Origin of the sequence: Phenylobacterium sp. SCN 70-31 (assembly GCF_001724605.1) — a bacterium.
Classification (GTDB): domain Bacteria; phylum Pseudomonadota; class Alphaproteobacteria; order Caulobacterales; family Caulobacteraceae; genus Phenylobacterium.
Map to the genome: position 1 here is coordinate 95,401 of NZ_MEEX01000001.1, position 14,773 is coordinate 110,173.

Genomic DNA, 14,773 nt, shown 5'->3' on the forward strand with positions numbered 1-14,773 from the left:
ACCCCAAGAAGCCATGCCCGATGGTTTCAGGCGAACCCGCGCGGCGCAGGTGACTCGAACGGGGATCGACATGGGCGAATTCCGGTCGGGCTGGCCCACCATCCTGGCCTCCGCCGCGGGCGCCTGCGCCGGCCTGACGGGACTGGCGTTCTACACCTTCGGCCTTTTCGTGAAGCCGCTGTCGGAAGCCTTCGGCTGGACCCGCGGCGAGATCACCCTGGGCATGAGCTTCATCACCCTGGGCACGGTGGCGACCGCGCCCCTTGTGGGCTGGCTGATCGACCGCTTCGGGGTGCGCAGGGTCGCCGCGCCGTCGCTGATCGGGATCGCGATCGCCTTCGTGCTGGTCTCCCGCGCCGGGCCGCAGCTCGCCACCTTCTACGCCGCCTGTCTCGCCGTGGCGGTGCTGGGGTGCGCCACCTCGCCGGTGAGCTGGACACGCGCCGTGAGCAGTCGGTTCGTCCGCGGCCGGGGCCTGGCGCTCGGCCTGACTCTGCTGGGCAGCGCCTCGGCAGGCGTCGTGGGCGTGCCCGTCGTCCAGTGGCTGATCGTCAACCACGGCTGGCGCAGCGGCTATCTCGGAATCTCCGCCTTCGCCGTGCTGGTCGCCCTTCCGCTGGTGACGCTGTTGCTGCGCCCGGGTCCGGAGCCGCAACGCGTGTCGCACAGCCGGGCGCTTCCCGGCCTGACCCTGGCGCAGGCGCTGCGCACCGGAGCGTTCTGGACCATCGCCCTGGCCATCCTCGTGCTCATCACCGCCCAGAGCGGCGCGATCATCCACCTCGTGCCCCTGCTCACCGACCGGGGGCTGGCCCCCGTCGAGGCGGCGAAACTGGCGGGGGTGATGGGAATCTCTGTGTTCCTGAGCCGCGTGATCGTCGGCGGCCTGCTGGACAGGTTCTCCCCGCCCCTGGTCGCCGGGCTGACGCTTCTCGCGCCCGTGGCGGCGATGGCGATCCTCGCCGTGTGCGGGGACAGCCGCCCCGCGATCGTCGTGGCCGTCGTCCTGCTCGGGCTGGCGGCGGGCGCCGAGATCGACTTCCTCTCCTTCTTCGCCGCCCGGCATTTCGGGATGGGCGCATACGGCGCGATCTATGGCTGGCTGTTCGCCATGTTCAGCCTCGGCAACGGCGTCGGCGCGCCGCTGGTCGGGGCGATCTACGACATAAGCGGCGGATACCAGATCGCCCTCTGGGGCGCGGCCGCGCTGTTCGCCCTGGGCGCCGCGCTCTTCGGCTCGCTCGCATGGAGACCCGTCTGGGCTGGAACCCCGACGACCGAGGCCTGAACACCAGGGATACCGGTGGCCGCGCCAGGCGCCCCCAGATCGCCTCAGGCCACCTCCGTACCGCTACTTAGGGGGCGCTCCCAAATTTCCGCACGACCGCCCGGGCCGTACCTCTTCGTCATCGACCCTGGAGCTGGCGATGACCCTGGCATACCCGATGAGCGACCCCCGTACGGCCCGCCCCGCGACGGCGCTGACCCAGGCCTTCGAGCGGCATGGCGGCCGGCAGGCCTTCGCCCGCGACGAGGAGATCTACGCCCAGGACCAGGAGGCCGAGCTTCTGTACCGCGTGGTCCGCGGCGTGGTCCGCACCAGCCGCCTCACCGTCGACGGGCGCCGTCAGGTGGGCGACTTCTACTATCCCGGCGACCTGTTCGGGCTGGAGCCCGGCCCCGACCACCGCTTCGCCGCCGAGGCCCTGACCGACTGCGAGGTCCAGCTCGTGCGCCGCAGCGCAGTGCGCGCCTTCGCGGGCGACGCCGAACTCGACCGCGCCATCCTCGAAGCCACCCGCCAGGAGATGGAGCGCCTTCAGGACCATGTCGTCATGCTGGGCCGCAAGAGCGCCCGCGAGCGGGTGGCCTGCTTCCTGATGGCGATGGCCGAGCGCCAGGCCGACGGCCAGGTGGAACTGCCCATGAGCCGCCAGGACATGGCCGACTACCTGGGCCTCACGATCGAGACCGTGTCGCGGATGCTGACCCAGCTCCAGGGCGAGTCGATCGTGGAGTTCCCCTCGACCCGCCGCTTCCAGATCCGCAAGTGGACCGCGCTCGAAGCGCTGGCCGCCTGAACGTCCGAATTCCGCCTGAGCGGCCGCAGGCATGAGCGCCGGCCGTCCCCCCGAGACGTGGAGCCTTCCCATGCAGAAGACCGAGGACAGACCCGCCGCCCAGGCCGCCGCCCGGACGCCCGCATATGCGACGATCATGGTCCACGCCGAACCCGGCGCCGGCGCATCCGCCCGCGTCGCGGCTGCGGCCCAGCTCGCCCGCGATCTCGACGCCCGCCTCATCGGCCTGGGCGCCGAGACGTTCGACCCGTTTCCCACGCCCGATCCGTTCTCGGGCTATGCGGCTGGCGAATGGGTGGCCCTGATCCAGGACCAGATCCTCAAGGACCTGAAGACCGCCGAAGCCGCCTTCCGCCGCGACGCCGCCGGCGCGGACGTCGAGTGGCGCACAGAGCAGGCCTATCCGCACGAGGCCCTGGCGTGTCACGCCCGTGCGGCCGACCTCATCGTCGCCAGCGGCCGCCAGACCGGCGGCCGGGCCCGCTCGGCCGATCCCGCCGACGTGGTGATGACGGCGGGCCGCCCCGTCCTGATCGTCCCCGAAGGCCGGCGCAGACTGCGGGGCGACGCTGTCGTCGTCGCCTGGAAGAATACGCGCGAGTGCCGCCGCGCGCTGCACGATGCGCTTCCGTTTCTGTCGGCTGCGACCGACGTGATCGTCCTGGCCGTCTGCAAGCCGGACTCGGCCGAGGCGGCCGAGGCCGAGGTCGCCGACGTCGCCGCAAGCCTGCGCCGCCACGGCGTTCCGGCCCGTGGCCAGGTCTCGCGCCTGGACAGCGCCGCGGTCAGCGAGGAGATCCAGCGGGTGGCCGACGACGCCGGGGCCGACCTCCTGGTGTGCGGGGCCTTCGGTCACAGCCGGCTGCGGGAATGGGTCTTCGGCGGGGTCACCGACGACTTCATTCATCGGCCCGGCCGGTTCATCCTGATGAGCCACTGAACCGACGGCGAGGTCCCATGCGAAGACCGGCGATCATCCTGGGCCTGTTCGCCCTCGGCCTTCCCCTTCTCGGCGTGGGGGCCTGCGCCACCACGCCGGCGGCGCCAGCCGTGGCGGGACTGGACCCCGCCGCCGAACGGGGGGCCGCCTTCGCGGCGCGCCGCTGCGCCGGATGTCACACCGTCGGCCTCGACGATGGCGGGGCGCAGGACGGGCCGTCCTTCCGGGATCTGGCGCGGCGCTACAACGCGGTCTCCCTCCAGAAGCGCTTCACCGAGGTCGCCGAGCACGGTTTCGACCGCATGCCCCCGGTCAGCTTCACGGTCTCCGAGGCCGAGGACCTGATCGCCTATCTTCAGACCATGCGCCGGGAGTGAGCCGGCGCGGAGACCTTCGACATGCCTTTCCGCGACATCCTTCTCACCGCCCTCACCTATCCCGACGCCACCCCCGATAGGGCGCTGCGCAGCGGCGTGGCCCTGGCGCGACGGTTCGGCGGCGACCTGACGCTGCTGGTCCCGCGGATCGACATCCCCCAGGTGGGCAATCCCCTCGCCCGCGCGCTCATGGATTTCGACCGGATCGCCAGCCTGGAGACGGCGCGCAGCGCCGCGACGGCCAGCCTGGAGGCGACCTGCGCCGCGATCGCGGCCGAGGAGTCGGGCGTCGCCCTGCGCACCGAGACGCTGTCCGTGGCGCTGTACGACGAGGCCGAAGCCATCTGCCGGGTCGCCCGCACCCGTGATCTGGCGCTCACCCCGATCGGCCCCGAGGTCGCCGCCGACCGGAGCCTGGCCGAAGCCCTGCTGTTCGGGTCGGGGCGGCCGATCCTGGTCTATCCCGAGGCGGCCGAGGTCGCGCCAGCCGACGGCTTCCGGCACGTCGCCGTCGCCTGGGATGGAAGCGCCCGGGCCGCACGGGCGACAGCCGACGCCCTCCCGGCGCTGGCGCGCGCCGACCGGGTCTCGATCTTCGCCGCCCTGGGCGAGAAGACCGAGGTGGTCGCGGGGGGGGCCGCGCCGCTGGTCCGCCACCTGGCGCGCCACGGGATCGAGGCCGTCGTCGACGAGCGCGGCGGCGAAGGTCGGACGATCGGCCGGCGCCTGGGCGACTTCGTCGCGGACGCCGCGCCGGACCTGCTCGTGATGGGGGGCTTCGGCCATGCGCGGCTGCGCCAGTTCGTCCTCGGCGGCGCCACGGCGGCCGTGCTGGAAGCCCCGCCTTGCCCGGTCCTGATGTCCCACTGAGCGGCGCGGCGCGTCGCACCACGGCGGAGATCGCCCCCGGCTTGTCACCGGCGCCCGTCGGCCGTAGGGGTGACGATGTGGATGCGGAGTCGACACTTCGCGGGGGGCGCGCATTTCCGGGCCGGGCCGTGGGCTACGGTGTCGCCATTGCGGCCGGCGGCGCCTGCGCGGCTGTCCGGATGTTCCTCGACGGCGCCTATGACGGCCGGCCCGACTTCCTGCTCTTCATCCCGGCGGTGCTGGCCGCGGGCGCGTTCGGCGGCGTGGGCCCCGCGCTGCTCGCCACGGCCCTCGCCCTCGCCTTCTATCTGCTGACCCTGGGCTCCGCCATCGCTGGAGATCCCCAGAGCGTGATCTCGATGGTGCTGTTCATCGCCATCGGCCTGGCCTGCGGCTTCGCCGGCCAGGCCATGAACCGCTATGCGCGCGCGGCGGCGGCGGCCGTCGAGGACCTCGCCGCGCGCGAGGCGCATCTCCAGTCGATCCTCGACACCGTGCCCGACGCCATGATCGTCATCGACGAGCACGGGATCATGCAGTCGTTCAGCACCGCCGCCGAGCGCCAGTTCGGCTGGTCGGCCGACGAGGCCATCGGCCGGAACGTCAGCCAACTGATGCCCGAACCCTACCGCTCGGCGCACGACGCCTATCTGGGCCGCTACCTCCAGACGGGCGAGCGGCGGATCATCGGCATCGGCCGCGTGGTGGTGGGCGAGCGCAAGGACGGCACCACGTTTCCCATGGAGCTGGCGGTCGGCGAGATGCACTCGGGCGAGCGGCGCTATTTCACGGGCTTCGTCCGCGATCTCAGCGAGCGCCAGGCGGCCGAGCGGCGATTGCAGGATCTCCAGGGCGAACTGGTCCACGTCTCGCGGCTGACCGCCCTGGGCGAGATGGCCTCGGCGCTGGCGCACGAGCTGAACCAGCCCCTGACCGCGGCCACCAACTTCATGAAGGGCTGCCTGGTCCTGCTGAAGCGCCAGCCCACCGACGTGGCGCGGCTGGAGGACATGATCTCCCAGGGGGCCGACCAGGCCCTGCGCGCCGGCCACATCATCCGTCGCCTGCGCGACTTCGTGGCCAAGGGCGAGGCCGAGCGGAGGATCGAGAACCTGCCGACCCTGCTCGAAGAGGCCGGCGCCCTGGCGATGGTGGGCGCCCGCGAGCGCAACGTCCGCCTGCGCTTCGAGATGGACCCCGGCGTGAACCTCGTGCTGGCCGACAAGGTGCAGATCCAGCAGGTGGCGCTCAACCTGATCCGCAACGCGGTGGAGGCGATGGACGGCGCCGAGCGCAAGGATCTGGTCGTGGGCGCGAAGCCCGCGGCCGACGACCTGGTGGAGGTCTGGGTCTCGGACACCGGCCACGGAATCAGCGACGAAGCGGCGGGGCAGCTCTTCCAGCCTTTCATGACCACCAAGGCGCATGGCATGGGGATCGGGCTGTCCATCTCCAGGACCATCATCGAGGCGCACGGGGGACGGATCTGGGCCGAACCCAATCCCGCGGGCGGGGCGGTCTTTCGCTTCACCCTCCGCGGCGTGCGCGAGGAGGAGCTGACGGACGATGAGTAGTGAGCCGGTCGTGCATCTGATCGACGACGACGAGGCCGTGCGGGTGTCGCTGGGCTTCGTCCTGGAGATGAACGACCTGCCCGCCAGGGCGTATGGCTCGGCGCCCGAGTTCCTGGAGGTGGCCGAGTCCCTGACCCACGGCTGCATCGTCACCGACGTCCGCATGCCCGAGATGAGCGGCCTGGACCTCGTACGTCGGCTGAAGGAGCGCGGCGTGGCCCTGCCCGTCATCGTCATCACCGGCCACGGCGACGTGCCGCTGGCGGTCGAGGCCATGCGCGCGGGCGTGATCGACTTCATCGAGAAGCCGTTCGAGGACGAGACCCTGATCCGCTCGATCCGCACCGCGATCGCCGAGCAGGAGAAGACCGGGGTGCAGGATCAGGAGCGGCAGCGCTTCGAGCAGATGCTGGCCAGCCTGTCGCCCCGCGAGAAGGACGTGTTGCGCGGCGTCATCGCCGGCAAGATGAACAAGGTGATCGCTCACGAACTGGGCATCAGCCCCCGCACGGTCGAAGTCTACCGGGCGAACGTGATGAGCAAGACCCACGCGAACGGCCTCTCGGAACTGGTCCGCATCGCCCTCCTGGCCGGATTCTAGGGCGCAGGCGTCAGGGCTGCGGCCTGGAAATGTTGCGGCATATCAAGGCGCGCGCCGGACCGCCGCCGCATCCTGGCCCCATGCTTGCGCCCGTTCCGGACCCGCCCATCGTCTTCGTCGTCGACGACGACGACGCCGTGCGGCGGGCGCTGGCTTTCACCCTCGACCTCGAAGGATTCCGCGTCGAGACCTTCGAGTCCGGCGAGGCCCTGCTGCTGACGGCGCCGGACGCCGCGGTCGACTGCCTGGTCATCGACGAGCGTCTGCCGGGCGCCTCGGGCCTGGAAACCCTGCGCCTGTTCCGCGACCGGCGCGCGGGCGTGCCCGCGATCCTCATCACCAGCCATCCCAAGGCGGCCTTCCGCGCCGCCGCCGCCGAAGCGGCCGTCCCGATCCTGGAGAAGCCCCTGACGGGCGACCTGCTGGCGCCGGCCATACGCGACGCCATCGCCGCACGCGCGACCTAAAGAAAGAGCGCCGCCCAGCCGAAGCTGAACGGCGCTTACAGGGGGGGGCACGGCGGAGACCATCCCCTCGCCGGACGGAAACCCGCGGCGGCTACGCCCGGGAGTCGCCCAGCCGGTCCTTGATCCAGACGTACAGCACCACGCCGATGAAGGCGGCGTAGCCAGCGAGGACCAGGCTCAGGAACGGGGTGATCATGGATCGGTCTCCTTTCGTCGTGGAGAATGGCCCCCGCACAGGGCGTCCGCCTTGATCCCGATCAAAAGCTCTACAGTGCGCGCGAATGCCGACCGGCCTCGGGCGCGAAATAGGTGTCGAAGGCGGCGCAGACCGAGCGGACGACCAGGCGGCCATCGCCCACCACGCGCAGCCGGGCGCCCTCAAGGCGGACCAGGCCATCGGCCAGGAACGGAGCCAGGGCCTCGATGTCTCCGGCCAGGTCGGCCAGCACGCGCCGATGCTTCCGGCAGACCGCCTCCAGATCGACCGACAGGTCGCACATCAGCCGTTCGATGATCTCGCCCCGGAACCGGTCGTCCGCCGTCAGCTCCGCGCCGCGCGCCACGGGGAGCCGCCCGGCGGCCACCGCGGCCCGCCAAGTCACCTCCTGCGCCGCGTTCTGGACGAAGCCCTGCGGCAGCCGTCCGATCGCCGAGGCGCCCAGGCCCAGCAGCACCTCGGCGTCGTCGGTGGTGTAGCCCTGGAAGTTGCGGCGAAGCGCGCCGGCCTCCAGCGCCTGGGCCATCGGGTCGTCCGCACGGGCGAAGTGGTCCAGGCCCACGCGGACATAACCCGCCGCGGCCAGCAGGACGGCCGCCTGTTCGGCCTGGTCGAGCCGCGCCACCGGGCCCGGCAGGGCGGCCTCGTCGATCAGCTGCTGGTGCGCCTTCATCCACGGCACGTGGGCGTAGCCGAACAGGGCGATGCGCTCGGGCGCGAGGCCGACGATCGCCTCCAGGGTCGACAGGGTGTTGGCCACGGTCTGGTGCGGCAGCCCGTACATGAGGTCAATGTTGACCGACCCGACGCCAGCGTCGCGCAGCCAGCCGACGGCGTCGGCCACCTGCTCGAACGTCTCCTGCCGATTGATGGCCTGCTGGACCGCTGGGTCCAGGTTCTGCACGCCCAGGCTCGCGCGGTTCAGACCGTGGAAGGCGGCGGCCTCGACCCAGTCACGGGTAAGGTGGGCAGGATCCAGCTCGGCGGCCAGTTGGACGTCGGGCGGGATGTCGAAGGCGCCCGCGAGACCCGCGAAGAGGCTGTCCAGATCCTCAGGGGTCAGCATGTTCGGCGACCCGCCGCCCAGGTGGATGTGGCTCACCGCCAGCCGGCGCGGCAGCGCCTCGCGCAGCAGGGTCGCCTCGCGCAGCAGGAGGCTCAGGTAGTCCGCCACCGGCTCGTACCGGTTCACCGCGCGCGTGTTGCAGCCGCAGTACCAGCACAGGCGCGCGCAGAAGGGCACATGGACGTAGAGCGAGACCGGCCTGTCCGCCGCCAGCCCGGCCAGCCAGCCGCGATAGACGGCCTCGTCCACATGCGGGCCGAACTGCACGGCGGTGGGATAGCTCGTATAGCGCGGCGCGCGACCGTCGTAGCGGGCGACCAGGTCGGCCTGGCGGCGGGCGCGGGCGGTGACGATCGGATCGATGCTCATGCCGACCTATCGCCCGGACCGCGACCTCGCGCCCTGATCCAGATCAACGGCCCCCCGATGAACCGCTCTCAGGCGGCCGGCCGGTCGTCCGGATCTTCCGCCAGGATGCGCGCGGCGTCCCCGGCGGGATCGTCGTACTGGTCGGCCTTCATCGTCCACCAGAATGCGCCCACGGCCATCAGGCCCAGGCCCAGCGAGAAGGGAGCGAGGAACATCAGGATGTCCATGGACGGGCTCCGGTGCGGAGGGCGTTCAGCGTCACCACCAGCGACGACACCGACATGGCGATGGCGGCCACGAACGGATTGACGAATCCCAGCATCGCCGCCGGCGCGGCCAGGAGATTGTAGACCGTGGCCAGGCCGAAGTTCTCGAGGGCGCGGGTGCGGGCGTTGCGGGCGATGTCGACGGCGTCGACCACCGCGCCCAGCCGATCGCCCGAAAAGACCAGGTCGGCGGCGTTCTGGCTGGCCTCCAGCGCGGTTCCGGGCGCCATGGCGGCGTGCGCCTTGGCCAGCGCGCCGGCGTCGTTCAGGCCGTCGCCCACCATCAGCACCTTGCGGCCCTGCGCGGCCAGCGCGTCGACGGCGGCCGCCTTGTCCTGCGGCGAGCAGGCCGCGCGCCAGTCACCGACGCCGACAGCCTCGGCGATCCGCGCCACGGGGCCCTCCAGATCGCCCGACAGCACCTGCACGGCCAGCCCGCGCGCCCTGAGCGCCGCCACGGCGTCGGCGGCGTCCGGACGCAGGCTGTCGGCGAAACGGAGGCGGACGCGGGTGTCGCCGTCGAATCCGAACCACAGTTCGGTCTCCTGGCCGTGGCTCTCGACGCCCAGGAAGGCCGCGCGGCCCAGGCGGGCGCGGCGGCCGTCGATCATGCCCTCGACACCCTGGCCGGCCACCTCGGCCACATCGCTCGCCATCGGCCCCTCGCCCGCCGCCTCGGCCAGCGCGCGCGCCAGCGGATGGCGCGAGGCCCGCGCCAGCGGCGCGGCCATCCGCACGACCTGCGGCGCGGCGTCGATCAGGCGGGGGCGGCCCATCGTGAGCACGCCCGTCTTGTCGAAGACCACGGTGTCGGCCTCGGCCAGACGCTCCAGCGCCGCGCCCGACTTCACCAGCACGCCCCGTCGGAACAGGCGCGCCGAGGCGGTGATCTGCACGGCCGGCACGGCCAGGCCCAGAGCGCAGGGACAGGTGACGATCAGCAGCGCCGCGGCCCGGATCAGCGCCTCGCGGGGGCCCAGGCCCACCATCCAGCCGCCCGCGAAGGTGAGGAGCGCCAGGCTGTGGACCACGGGCACATAGACGGCGGCGGCCTTGTCGGCGAGGCGGACATAGCGCGACTTGGACTGGGCGCCGGCCTCGACCAGGCGGGCGATGGCGGCCACGGCCGAATCTTCGGAGCGCGCCATGGCGACCACGGTCAGCGCGCCGGACAGGTTCAGCGCGCCGGCCCGGCATTCGCCCCCGATGGCGACGGCGGCGGGCGTCGTCTCGCCGGTGAGCAGGCTGTTGTCGAGTTCGGACGCGCCCGCGACGATGCGGCTGTCGACCGGGATGCGCTCGCCCGGCCGGACCAGCAGCCGGTCGCCGGGCTGCACGTCGGCCAGGGGCCGGGCCGTCAGGCTCTCGTCGCCCAGGATCACGGTGGCGGTCGGCGACTGGAGCGCCAGGAGGTCGGCGGCGGCGCTGGACGCGCGGGCGCGGAGGCGATGCTCCAGCCAGCGGCCGATGAGCAGCAGGAATAGGAGCGAGACGGCGGCGTCGAAATAGGCGTCGCGGCCTTGAAGCACCGTCTCGGAGAAGCTGACGCCCAGGGTCAGCAGCACGCCGATCGAGATCGGCACGTCCATGTTCGCCCGCCGCGCCTTGAGCGACCTCCAGGCCGAGCGGAAGAAGGGCATGCCGGCGTAAAGGGCGCAGGGCGCGCCCACCAGGCCCGAGAACCACATCATCAGGGTGCGCGAGGCCGGCCCCAGTTCCTGGCCGAACAGCCCGGCCCAGACCGGCACCGAGAACATCATGGTGTTCATGACGCCGAAGGCGGCGACAGCCATGGCCAGGATCAGCTCGCGGCCCTCGCGGTCGTGGGCGTCGCGCGCCTGCCCCGGATCATAGGGCGTCGCCGGATAGCCCAGGCGGCCCAGCGTCCGCACCACGGCGGCCGGATCGCCGCGCGGCCCCGCAAACTCCACCGCCAGCCGCTTCTGCGTCAGGTTCAGGCGCGCCGAGGCCACGCCCGGAACGGCGGCGACCTCGCGCTCGATCTTCGACAGGCAGCCGGCGCAGCGGGCGTCGGGCACCAGCAGGTCGAGGCCCGCCCGCCCGTCGGCCTGCCGGCGCAGGAACGCCGAAAGGTCGGGCGCGTCGCTCTCCCAGGTCACGGCCATGTCAGCCTCCGCTCGGCCGAAAGCCGTCCGCCCGAGGGGCCCTGGGCGGCGGCGGTCAGATCCCACGCGCCGCTCAGCCGTCCGACCGGAGCGACGTAGCGGCCCGGCTCGGCTTCGGTGAAGACGAGGTCGACCGCCCCGGCCGCGGTGGCCGGGCGTTCGAGCCGGCCGGCCACCGTCAAACCCGCCAGGGGGCGGCCATCGCGATCCACGACGACGAGGGCCACTTCGCCGGGCGCCGCCTCGGCCGCCGCGCGCCAGCCCAGGCGTTCCTGCGCCTCCAGGTCGGCGATCCGGCGGTTGTAGAGCAGGCCGTCCTCGTAGGGCGTGACCGACACCTGGCCCGGAAAGGTCCGATAGGCCAGCACCAGGAAGGCGACGTCCACGGCGATGACGACGCCGAAGAACCCCGTCACCAACGCCAGCACGTGCCAGCCGCGGATCTCGAACGGCCGCCGGACGGCGCGGTTATGAACACTCATGGGGACGCCTCCGCGCCGGTCAGGAACGTCGTCTTCGCGATCACCGCCTCGCCGGCGCCGCGGACGACGAAACGCGCCGCAGGCTGGTCGGCCTGACCCGGCGCGCCGGTGACGAACACACGGACGGCCCGCACCTCGTTGGGCGGCGCGACGGCGTGCAGCACCTGACCGGTCTCGCCTCCGGGGATGCGCAGGCTGGCGCCCGGCACGCCCTCGAGAGAGATCGCCACCGCCTGCGGCTCGAAGGTGCGGTTGGCGATCTTCAGCGTGTAGCCGTTGCGCACCGAGCCGTCGTGCAGGCGGACGAACGTCGGGTTGCGGTCGCGGAGCGCGTGCGCCTCCAGCGCCGGGCGCGTGGCCAGGCCATAGACCACCAGCGCCGACACGGCGACCAGGGCCAGACCGTAGTAGAGGGTGCGGCTGCGGATGGGCTTGTAGACCGGCCGCTGGCCCTGGCTGCGCGCGGCGACGGCGGCGTCGGTGTCGTAGGCGATGAGCGAGCGGGGCCGGCCGACCCGGTCCATGATCTCGTCGCAGGCGTCGATGCAGAGCGCGCAGTTGATGCACTCGAGCTGAGCGCCGTCGCGGATATCGATGCCCATCGGACAGGCGACCACACAGGCCTGGCAGTCGATGCAGTCGCCGCGCCCCTCCCAGCCCTGGGTCTTCTTGTGCGGGCCGCGGGGCTCGCCGCGGTCGAACCGGTAGGTCACCTGGAGCGAATGCTCGTCCAGCATGGCGCCCTGGATCCGCGGCCAGGGGCACATGTAGGTGCAGACCTGCTCGCGCATATGGCCGGCGAAGACATAGGTGGTGGCCGTCAGCAGGGCGCACGAGATGTAGGACTGGATGGGCGCGCGGCCGCTCCAGAACTCCACGAACAGCGTCGGCGCATCCCGGAAGTAGAAGATCCAGGCCCCGCCCGTGCCGAAGGCCACGGCCAGCCACACCGCGTGCTTGCCGCCCTTGCGCCACAGCTTGTCGAACGACCACGGCGCGGCGGCCAGGCGCATGCGCGCATTGCGATCGCCTTCGAAGAAGCGCTCGATGTAGATGTAGAGGTCGGTCCAGACGGTCTGCGGACAGGCATAGCCGCACCACAGACGGCCGAAGAGAGCGGTGACGAGGAACAGCGCCAGCGCCCCGATCACCAGCAGGCCGGTGATGAAGTGCACCTCTTGCGGCCACAGCTGGATGCCGAAGAAATAGAAGCGCCGGCCGAAGAAGTCGACCAGCACCGCCTGGTCGGGCAACGCGCCCGGCCGGTCCCAGCGGATCCACGGGGTCACATAGTAGACGCCCAGCATCAGGATCAGGAGGATCCACTTGATCCGCCGCCAGTGGCCGTGGACCAGCTTGGGATAGATCGGGACGCGGGGCTTGTAGAGGCTGCCCTTGTCGCGGGCCTTCTCGCGCACGCGGCCGGCGGCCGAGACCGGACCGTCCGCGCGACGGGCGGCGTCGCGCTTCACGGTGTCGATGACGGTGGTCACCGGCCGGCGGCGCGGGCGTCCGCGCCCTCCCCGGCCGGCGCCGCCGGCGCGGGAGCCGAGACGACCGGCTCGGGCTCTCCGCCCGCGTTCGCGTGGACGTAGACGGCCAGCGCCTTGATGGTCTCGGGCGAGAAGCGGACCTCCCACGAGGGCATCACGCCGTTGCGGCCGTTCCAGATCTGGTCGTGGATGTCGGTTCGGGTCGAGCCGTACAGCCACTCGGCATCGGTCAGGTCGGGAACGCCCCGCGCCGCATCGCCCCCGCCGCCCGCGCCATGGCAGGCGGCGCACTGGTCGGCGTAGGTCTGCCGCGCCCGGGCGACCGCGGCGGCGTCGGCCCTGCGGCCCGACAGGGCCATCACATATTCGGTCAGGTCCGCCACCTGGGCGCCGGTCAGCATCTGGTCGCGCCCGAAGGCGGGCATCACCGCCTCGCCCAGCGCCCCGGCATGCCCCGAGCGCACGCCCACGCGGATGGTGTGGGCGATGGCGTCCAGCTTGCCGCCCCACAGCCACACGTCGTCGCGCAGGCTGGGATAGCCCTTGGCCCCCGCCCCGCCGGCGCCGTGGCAGGTCGCGCAGTTGTCGCCGAACACCGATTGGCCCACCTGCATGGCGTAGGCCTGGAGTTCGGGATCGGCCTCGATCTGCTGGAGCGAGGCCGTCTTCAGCCGGCCCTCACCAGCCCGCCGCAAATCGGCGAGGCCGTCCAGCTCCCGGGCCACCTGGGCGCGGTCGGAATGTCCCAGCAGGCCCTTGGTGTAGCCCGTGATTCCCGGCCAGGCGGGCATGAGGACCCAGTAGACGGCGGCCCAGACCATCGACCCGTACCAGACCCACAGCCACCAGCGCGGCAGCGGGGTGTCCAGCTCCTTGATGCCGTCCCACTCGTGGCCGGTCGTCTCCGTGCCGGAGTGGTCGTCGCGTTCGCGCTCAGACATGGTCGTCGTCCTCGAGGGGAAGCTTGGCGAGGCGGTCGAAATCCGCCTTGTGGCGCGGCCGGAGCGCGTAGATCAGGCCGCCCAGGAAGATCAGGCCGAAGTAGAGGGTCCCGCCCTGCTGGGCGAAGGCCGCCACGGCCTCGTAGTCGAGGCCGCTCATCGCAGGTTCTCCGGGTCTTCCGCCTTGTAGGTGCGGAAATCGACCATGGTCCCCAGCACCTGGAGATAGGCCACCAGGGCGTCCATCTCGGTGATCTTCGAGGGATCGCCGTCGAAGTCGCGCTGGGCGACCTTGGCGCCGTAGCGCTGCTTGAGGCCCGACTTCTCGCCCGCGAATTGATCGACCTGGGTCTCCAGGTCGGCCCTGGCGTTGTCGATCTGATCCTGGGTGTAGGGAACGCCGACGGCCTTGAGCGCCTTCAGGTGCTTGTCGATCGCGCGGTAGTCCAGCTCGGTCTTCGCCAGGAAGGCGTAGGGCGGCATGTTGGATTCCGGCACCACCGCCCGCGGGTTCTTCAGGTGGTCGACGTGCCAGTTGTCGGAGTACTTCCCACCGACCCGCGCCAGATCCGGCCCGGTCCGCTTCGACCCCCACTGGAACGGGTGGTCGTACATGCTCTCGGCCGCCAGGCTGTAATGCCCGTAGCGCTCGACCTCGTCGCGCAGCGGGCGGACCATCTGCGAGTGGCAGACGTAGCAGCCCTCACGGACGTAGATGTCGCGGCCCGCCTGCTCCAGGGGCGTATAGGGGCGCACGCCCTTCACCCGCTCGATCGTGCTCTCCAGGTAGAAGAGCGGGGCGATCTCGACCAGGCCGCCGATCGAGACCGTGATGATGATCCCGATGACCAGCCACAGCGAGTGGCGTTCGAACTTCTCGTGACGCTTCCACATGGGAGAGCC

General features: G+C 71.8%; 16 protein-coding genes. 8 read left to right on the plus strand and 8 right to left on the minus strand.

Going from position 1 to position 14,773, the window contains the following annotated elements; translation table 11 throughout:
* Positions 1-70 precede the first annotated feature (70 nt).
* The 8 genes from ABS78_RS00480 to ABS78_RS00515 all read left to right on the plus strand — a co-directional run bounded on the left by ABS78_RS00480 (position 71) and on the right by ABS78_RS00515 (position 6,910).
* Positions 71-1,288: an MFS transporter gene (locus tag ABS78_RS00480; RefSeq protein WP_293373774.1), complete on the plus strand. Its 1,218-nt coding sequence runs from the start codon at positions 71-73 to the stop codon at positions 1,286-1,288.
* A gap of 139 nt (positions 1,289-1,427) precedes the next feature.
* A complete protein-coding gene (locus tag ABS78_RS00485) occupies positions 1,428-2,081 on the plus strand; it encodes a helix-turn-helix domain-containing protein (protein WP_293373776.1) in 654 nt (217 codons plus the stop codon).
* 70 nt (positions 2,082-2,151) lie between these two features.
* The gene (locus ABS78_RS00490; RefSeq protein WP_293373778.1) at positions 2,152-3,021 is read left to right on the plus strand and encodes a universal stress protein; all 870 of its coding nucleotides are present in this window, start codon (positions 2,152-2,154) and stop codon (positions 3,019-3,021) included.
* Between the two features lie 17 nt (positions 3,022-3,038).
* The gene (locus tag ABS78_RS00495; RefSeq protein ID WP_293373780.1) at positions 3,039-3,398 is read left to right on the plus strand and encodes a c-type cytochrome; all 360 of its coding nucleotides are present in this window, start codon (positions 3,039-3,041) and stop codon (positions 3,396-3,398) included.
* Positions 3,399-3,419: 21 nt separating this feature from the next.
* Positions 3,420-4,268 carry a universal stress protein gene (locus tag ABS78_RS00500; protein WP_293373782.1) on the plus strand — a complete coding sequence of 283 codons (849 nt, stop codon included), beginning with the start codon at positions 3,420-3,422 and terminating at the stop codon, positions 4,266-4,268.
* Positions 4,269-4,396: 128 nt separating this feature from the next.
* On the plus strand, positions 4,397-5,842 hold the full coding sequence (locus ABS78_RS00505; protein WP_293373784.1) for a PAS domain-containing sensor histidine kinase: 1,446 nt from the start codon (positions 4,397-4,399) through the stop codon (positions 5,840-5,842).
* Entirely contained in the window at positions 5,835-6,443 is a 609-nt protein-coding gene (gene fixJ, locus ABS78_RS00510; protein WP_293373786.1) for a response regulator FixJ, read from the plus strand. Before ABS78_RS00505 ends, fixJ begins: the two co-directional genes overlap by 8 nt.
* Before the next feature lie 32 nt (positions 6,444-6,475).
* Positions 6,476-6,910, plus strand: a complete 435-nt coding sequence (locus tag ABS78_RS00515) for a response regulator (protein WP_293373788.1) — start codon at positions 6,476-6,478, stop codon at positions 6,908-6,910.
* A 266-nt stretch (positions 6,911-7,176) separates the two neighbouring features.
* On the opposite strand, the gene hemN is transcribed toward ABS78_RS00515, so the two are convergent.
* The 8 genes from hemN to ccoO form a co-directional block, all read right to left on the minus strand.
* Positions 7,177-8,562, minus strand: coding sequence for an oxygen-independent coproporphyrinogen III oxidase (hemN, locus tag ABS78_RS00520; protein ID WP_293373790.1), 1,386 nt, complete (start codon positions 8,560-8,562; stop codon positions 7,177-7,179).
* A 68-nt stretch (positions 8,563-8,630) separates the two neighbouring features.
* Positions 8,631-8,789 carry a cbb3-type cytochrome oxidase assembly protein CcoS gene (gene ccoS / locus ABS78_RS00525; protein ID WP_293373792.1) on the minus strand — a complete coding sequence of 53 codons (159 nt, stop codon included), beginning with the start codon at positions 8,787-8,789 and terminating at the stop codon, positions 8,631-8,633.
* Positions 8,777-10,954: a heavy metal translocating P-type ATPase gene (locus ABS78_RS00530; RefSeq protein ID WP_293373794.1), complete on the minus strand. Its 2,178-nt coding sequence runs from the start codon at positions 10,952-10,954 to the stop codon at positions 8,777-8,779. The genes ccoS and ABS78_RS00530 overlap by 13 nt, the downstream gene beginning before the upstream one ends.
* Complete coding sequence (locus ABS78_RS00535) at positions 10,945-11,436, minus strand: FixH family protein (protein ID WP_293373796.1); 492 nt, start codon at positions 11,434-11,436, stop codon at positions 10,945-10,947. Before ABS78_RS00535 ends, ABS78_RS00530 begins: the two co-directional genes overlap by 10 nt.
* Positions 11,433-12,929, minus strand: coding sequence for a cytochrome c oxidase accessory protein CcoG (ccoG, locus tag ABS78_RS00540; RefSeq protein WP_293373798.1), 1,497 nt, complete (start codon positions 12,927-12,929; stop codon positions 11,433-11,435). Before ccoG ends, ABS78_RS00535 begins: the two co-directional genes overlap by 4 nt.
* A complete protein-coding gene (gene ccoP, locus ABS78_RS00545) occupies positions 12,926-13,870 on the minus strand; it encodes a cytochrome-c oxidase, cbb3-type subunit III (RefSeq protein WP_293373800.1) in 945 nt (314 codons plus the stop codon). The genes ccoG and ccoP overlap by 4 nt, the downstream gene beginning before the upstream one ends.
* The gene (locus ABS78_RS00550; protein ID WP_293373802.1) at positions 13,863-14,030 is read right to left on the minus strand and encodes a cbb3-type cytochrome c oxidase subunit 3; all 168 of its coding nucleotides are present in this window, start codon (positions 14,028-14,030) and stop codon (positions 13,863-13,865) included. The genes ccoP and ABS78_RS00550 overlap by 8 nt, the downstream gene beginning before the upstream one ends.
* Entirely contained in the window at positions 14,027-14,764 is a 738-nt protein-coding gene (ccoO, locus tag ABS78_RS00555; protein WP_293373804.1) for a cytochrome-c oxidase, cbb3-type subunit II, read from the minus strand. Before ccoO ends, ABS78_RS00550 begins: the two co-directional genes overlap by 4 nt.
* Positions 14,765-14,773 lie beyond the last annotated feature (9 nt).

Bases quoted from the DNA above. Each gene is read 5' to 3' on its own strand.
- ABS78_RS00495 (WP_293373780.1), top strand. From the start codon at position 3,039: ATGCGAAGACCGGCGATCATCCTGGGCCTGTTCGCCCTCGGCCTTCCC.
- ABS78_RS00500 (WP_293373782.1), top strand. From the start codon at position 3,420: ATGCCTTTCCGCGACATCCTTCTCACCGCCCTCACCTATCCCGACGCC.
- ABS78_RS00485 (WP_293373776.1), top strand. From the start codon at position 1,428: ATGACCCTGGCATACCCGATGAGCGACCCCCGTACGGCCCGCCCCGCG.
- ccoP (WP_293373800.1), bottom strand. From the start codon at position 13,870: ATGTCTGAGCGCGAACGCGACGACCACTCCGGCACGGAGACGACCGGC.
- ccoO (WP_293373804.1), bottom strand. From the start codon at position 14,764: ATGTGGAAGCGTCACGAGAAGTTCGAACGCCACTCGCTGTGGCTGGTC.
- ccoS (WP_293373792.1), bottom strand. From the start codon at position 8,789: ATGGACATCCTGATGTTCCTCGCTCCCTTCTCGCTGGGCCTGGGCCTG.
- ABS78_RS00530 (WP_293373794.1), bottom strand. From the start codon at position 10,954: ATGGCCGTGACCTGGGAGAGCGACGCGCCCGACCTTTCGGCGTTCCTG.
- ABS78_RS00535 (WP_293373796.1), bottom strand. From the start codon at position 11,436: ATGAGTGTTCATAACCGCGCCGTCCGGCGGCCGTTCGAGATCCGCGGC.
- ABS78_RS00490 (WP_293373778.1), top strand. From the start codon at position 2,152: ATGCAGAAGACCGAGGACAGACCCGCCGCCCAGGCCGCCGCCCGGACG.
- fixJ (WP_293373786.1), top strand. From the start codon at position 5,835: ATGAGTAGTGAGCCGGTCGTGCATCTGATCGACGACGACGAGGCCGTG.
- hemN (WP_293373790.1), bottom strand. From the start codon at position 8,562: ATGAGCATCGATCCGATCGTCACCGCCCGCGCCCGCCGCCAGGCCGAC.
- ABS78_RS00550 (WP_293373802.1), bottom strand. From the start codon at position 14,030: ATGAGCGGCCTCGACTACGAGGCCGTGGCGGCCTTCGCCCAGCAGGGC.
- ABS78_RS00480 (WP_293373774.1), top strand. From the start codon at position 71: ATGGGCGAATTCCGGTCGGGCTGGCCCACCATCCTGGCCTCCGCCGCG.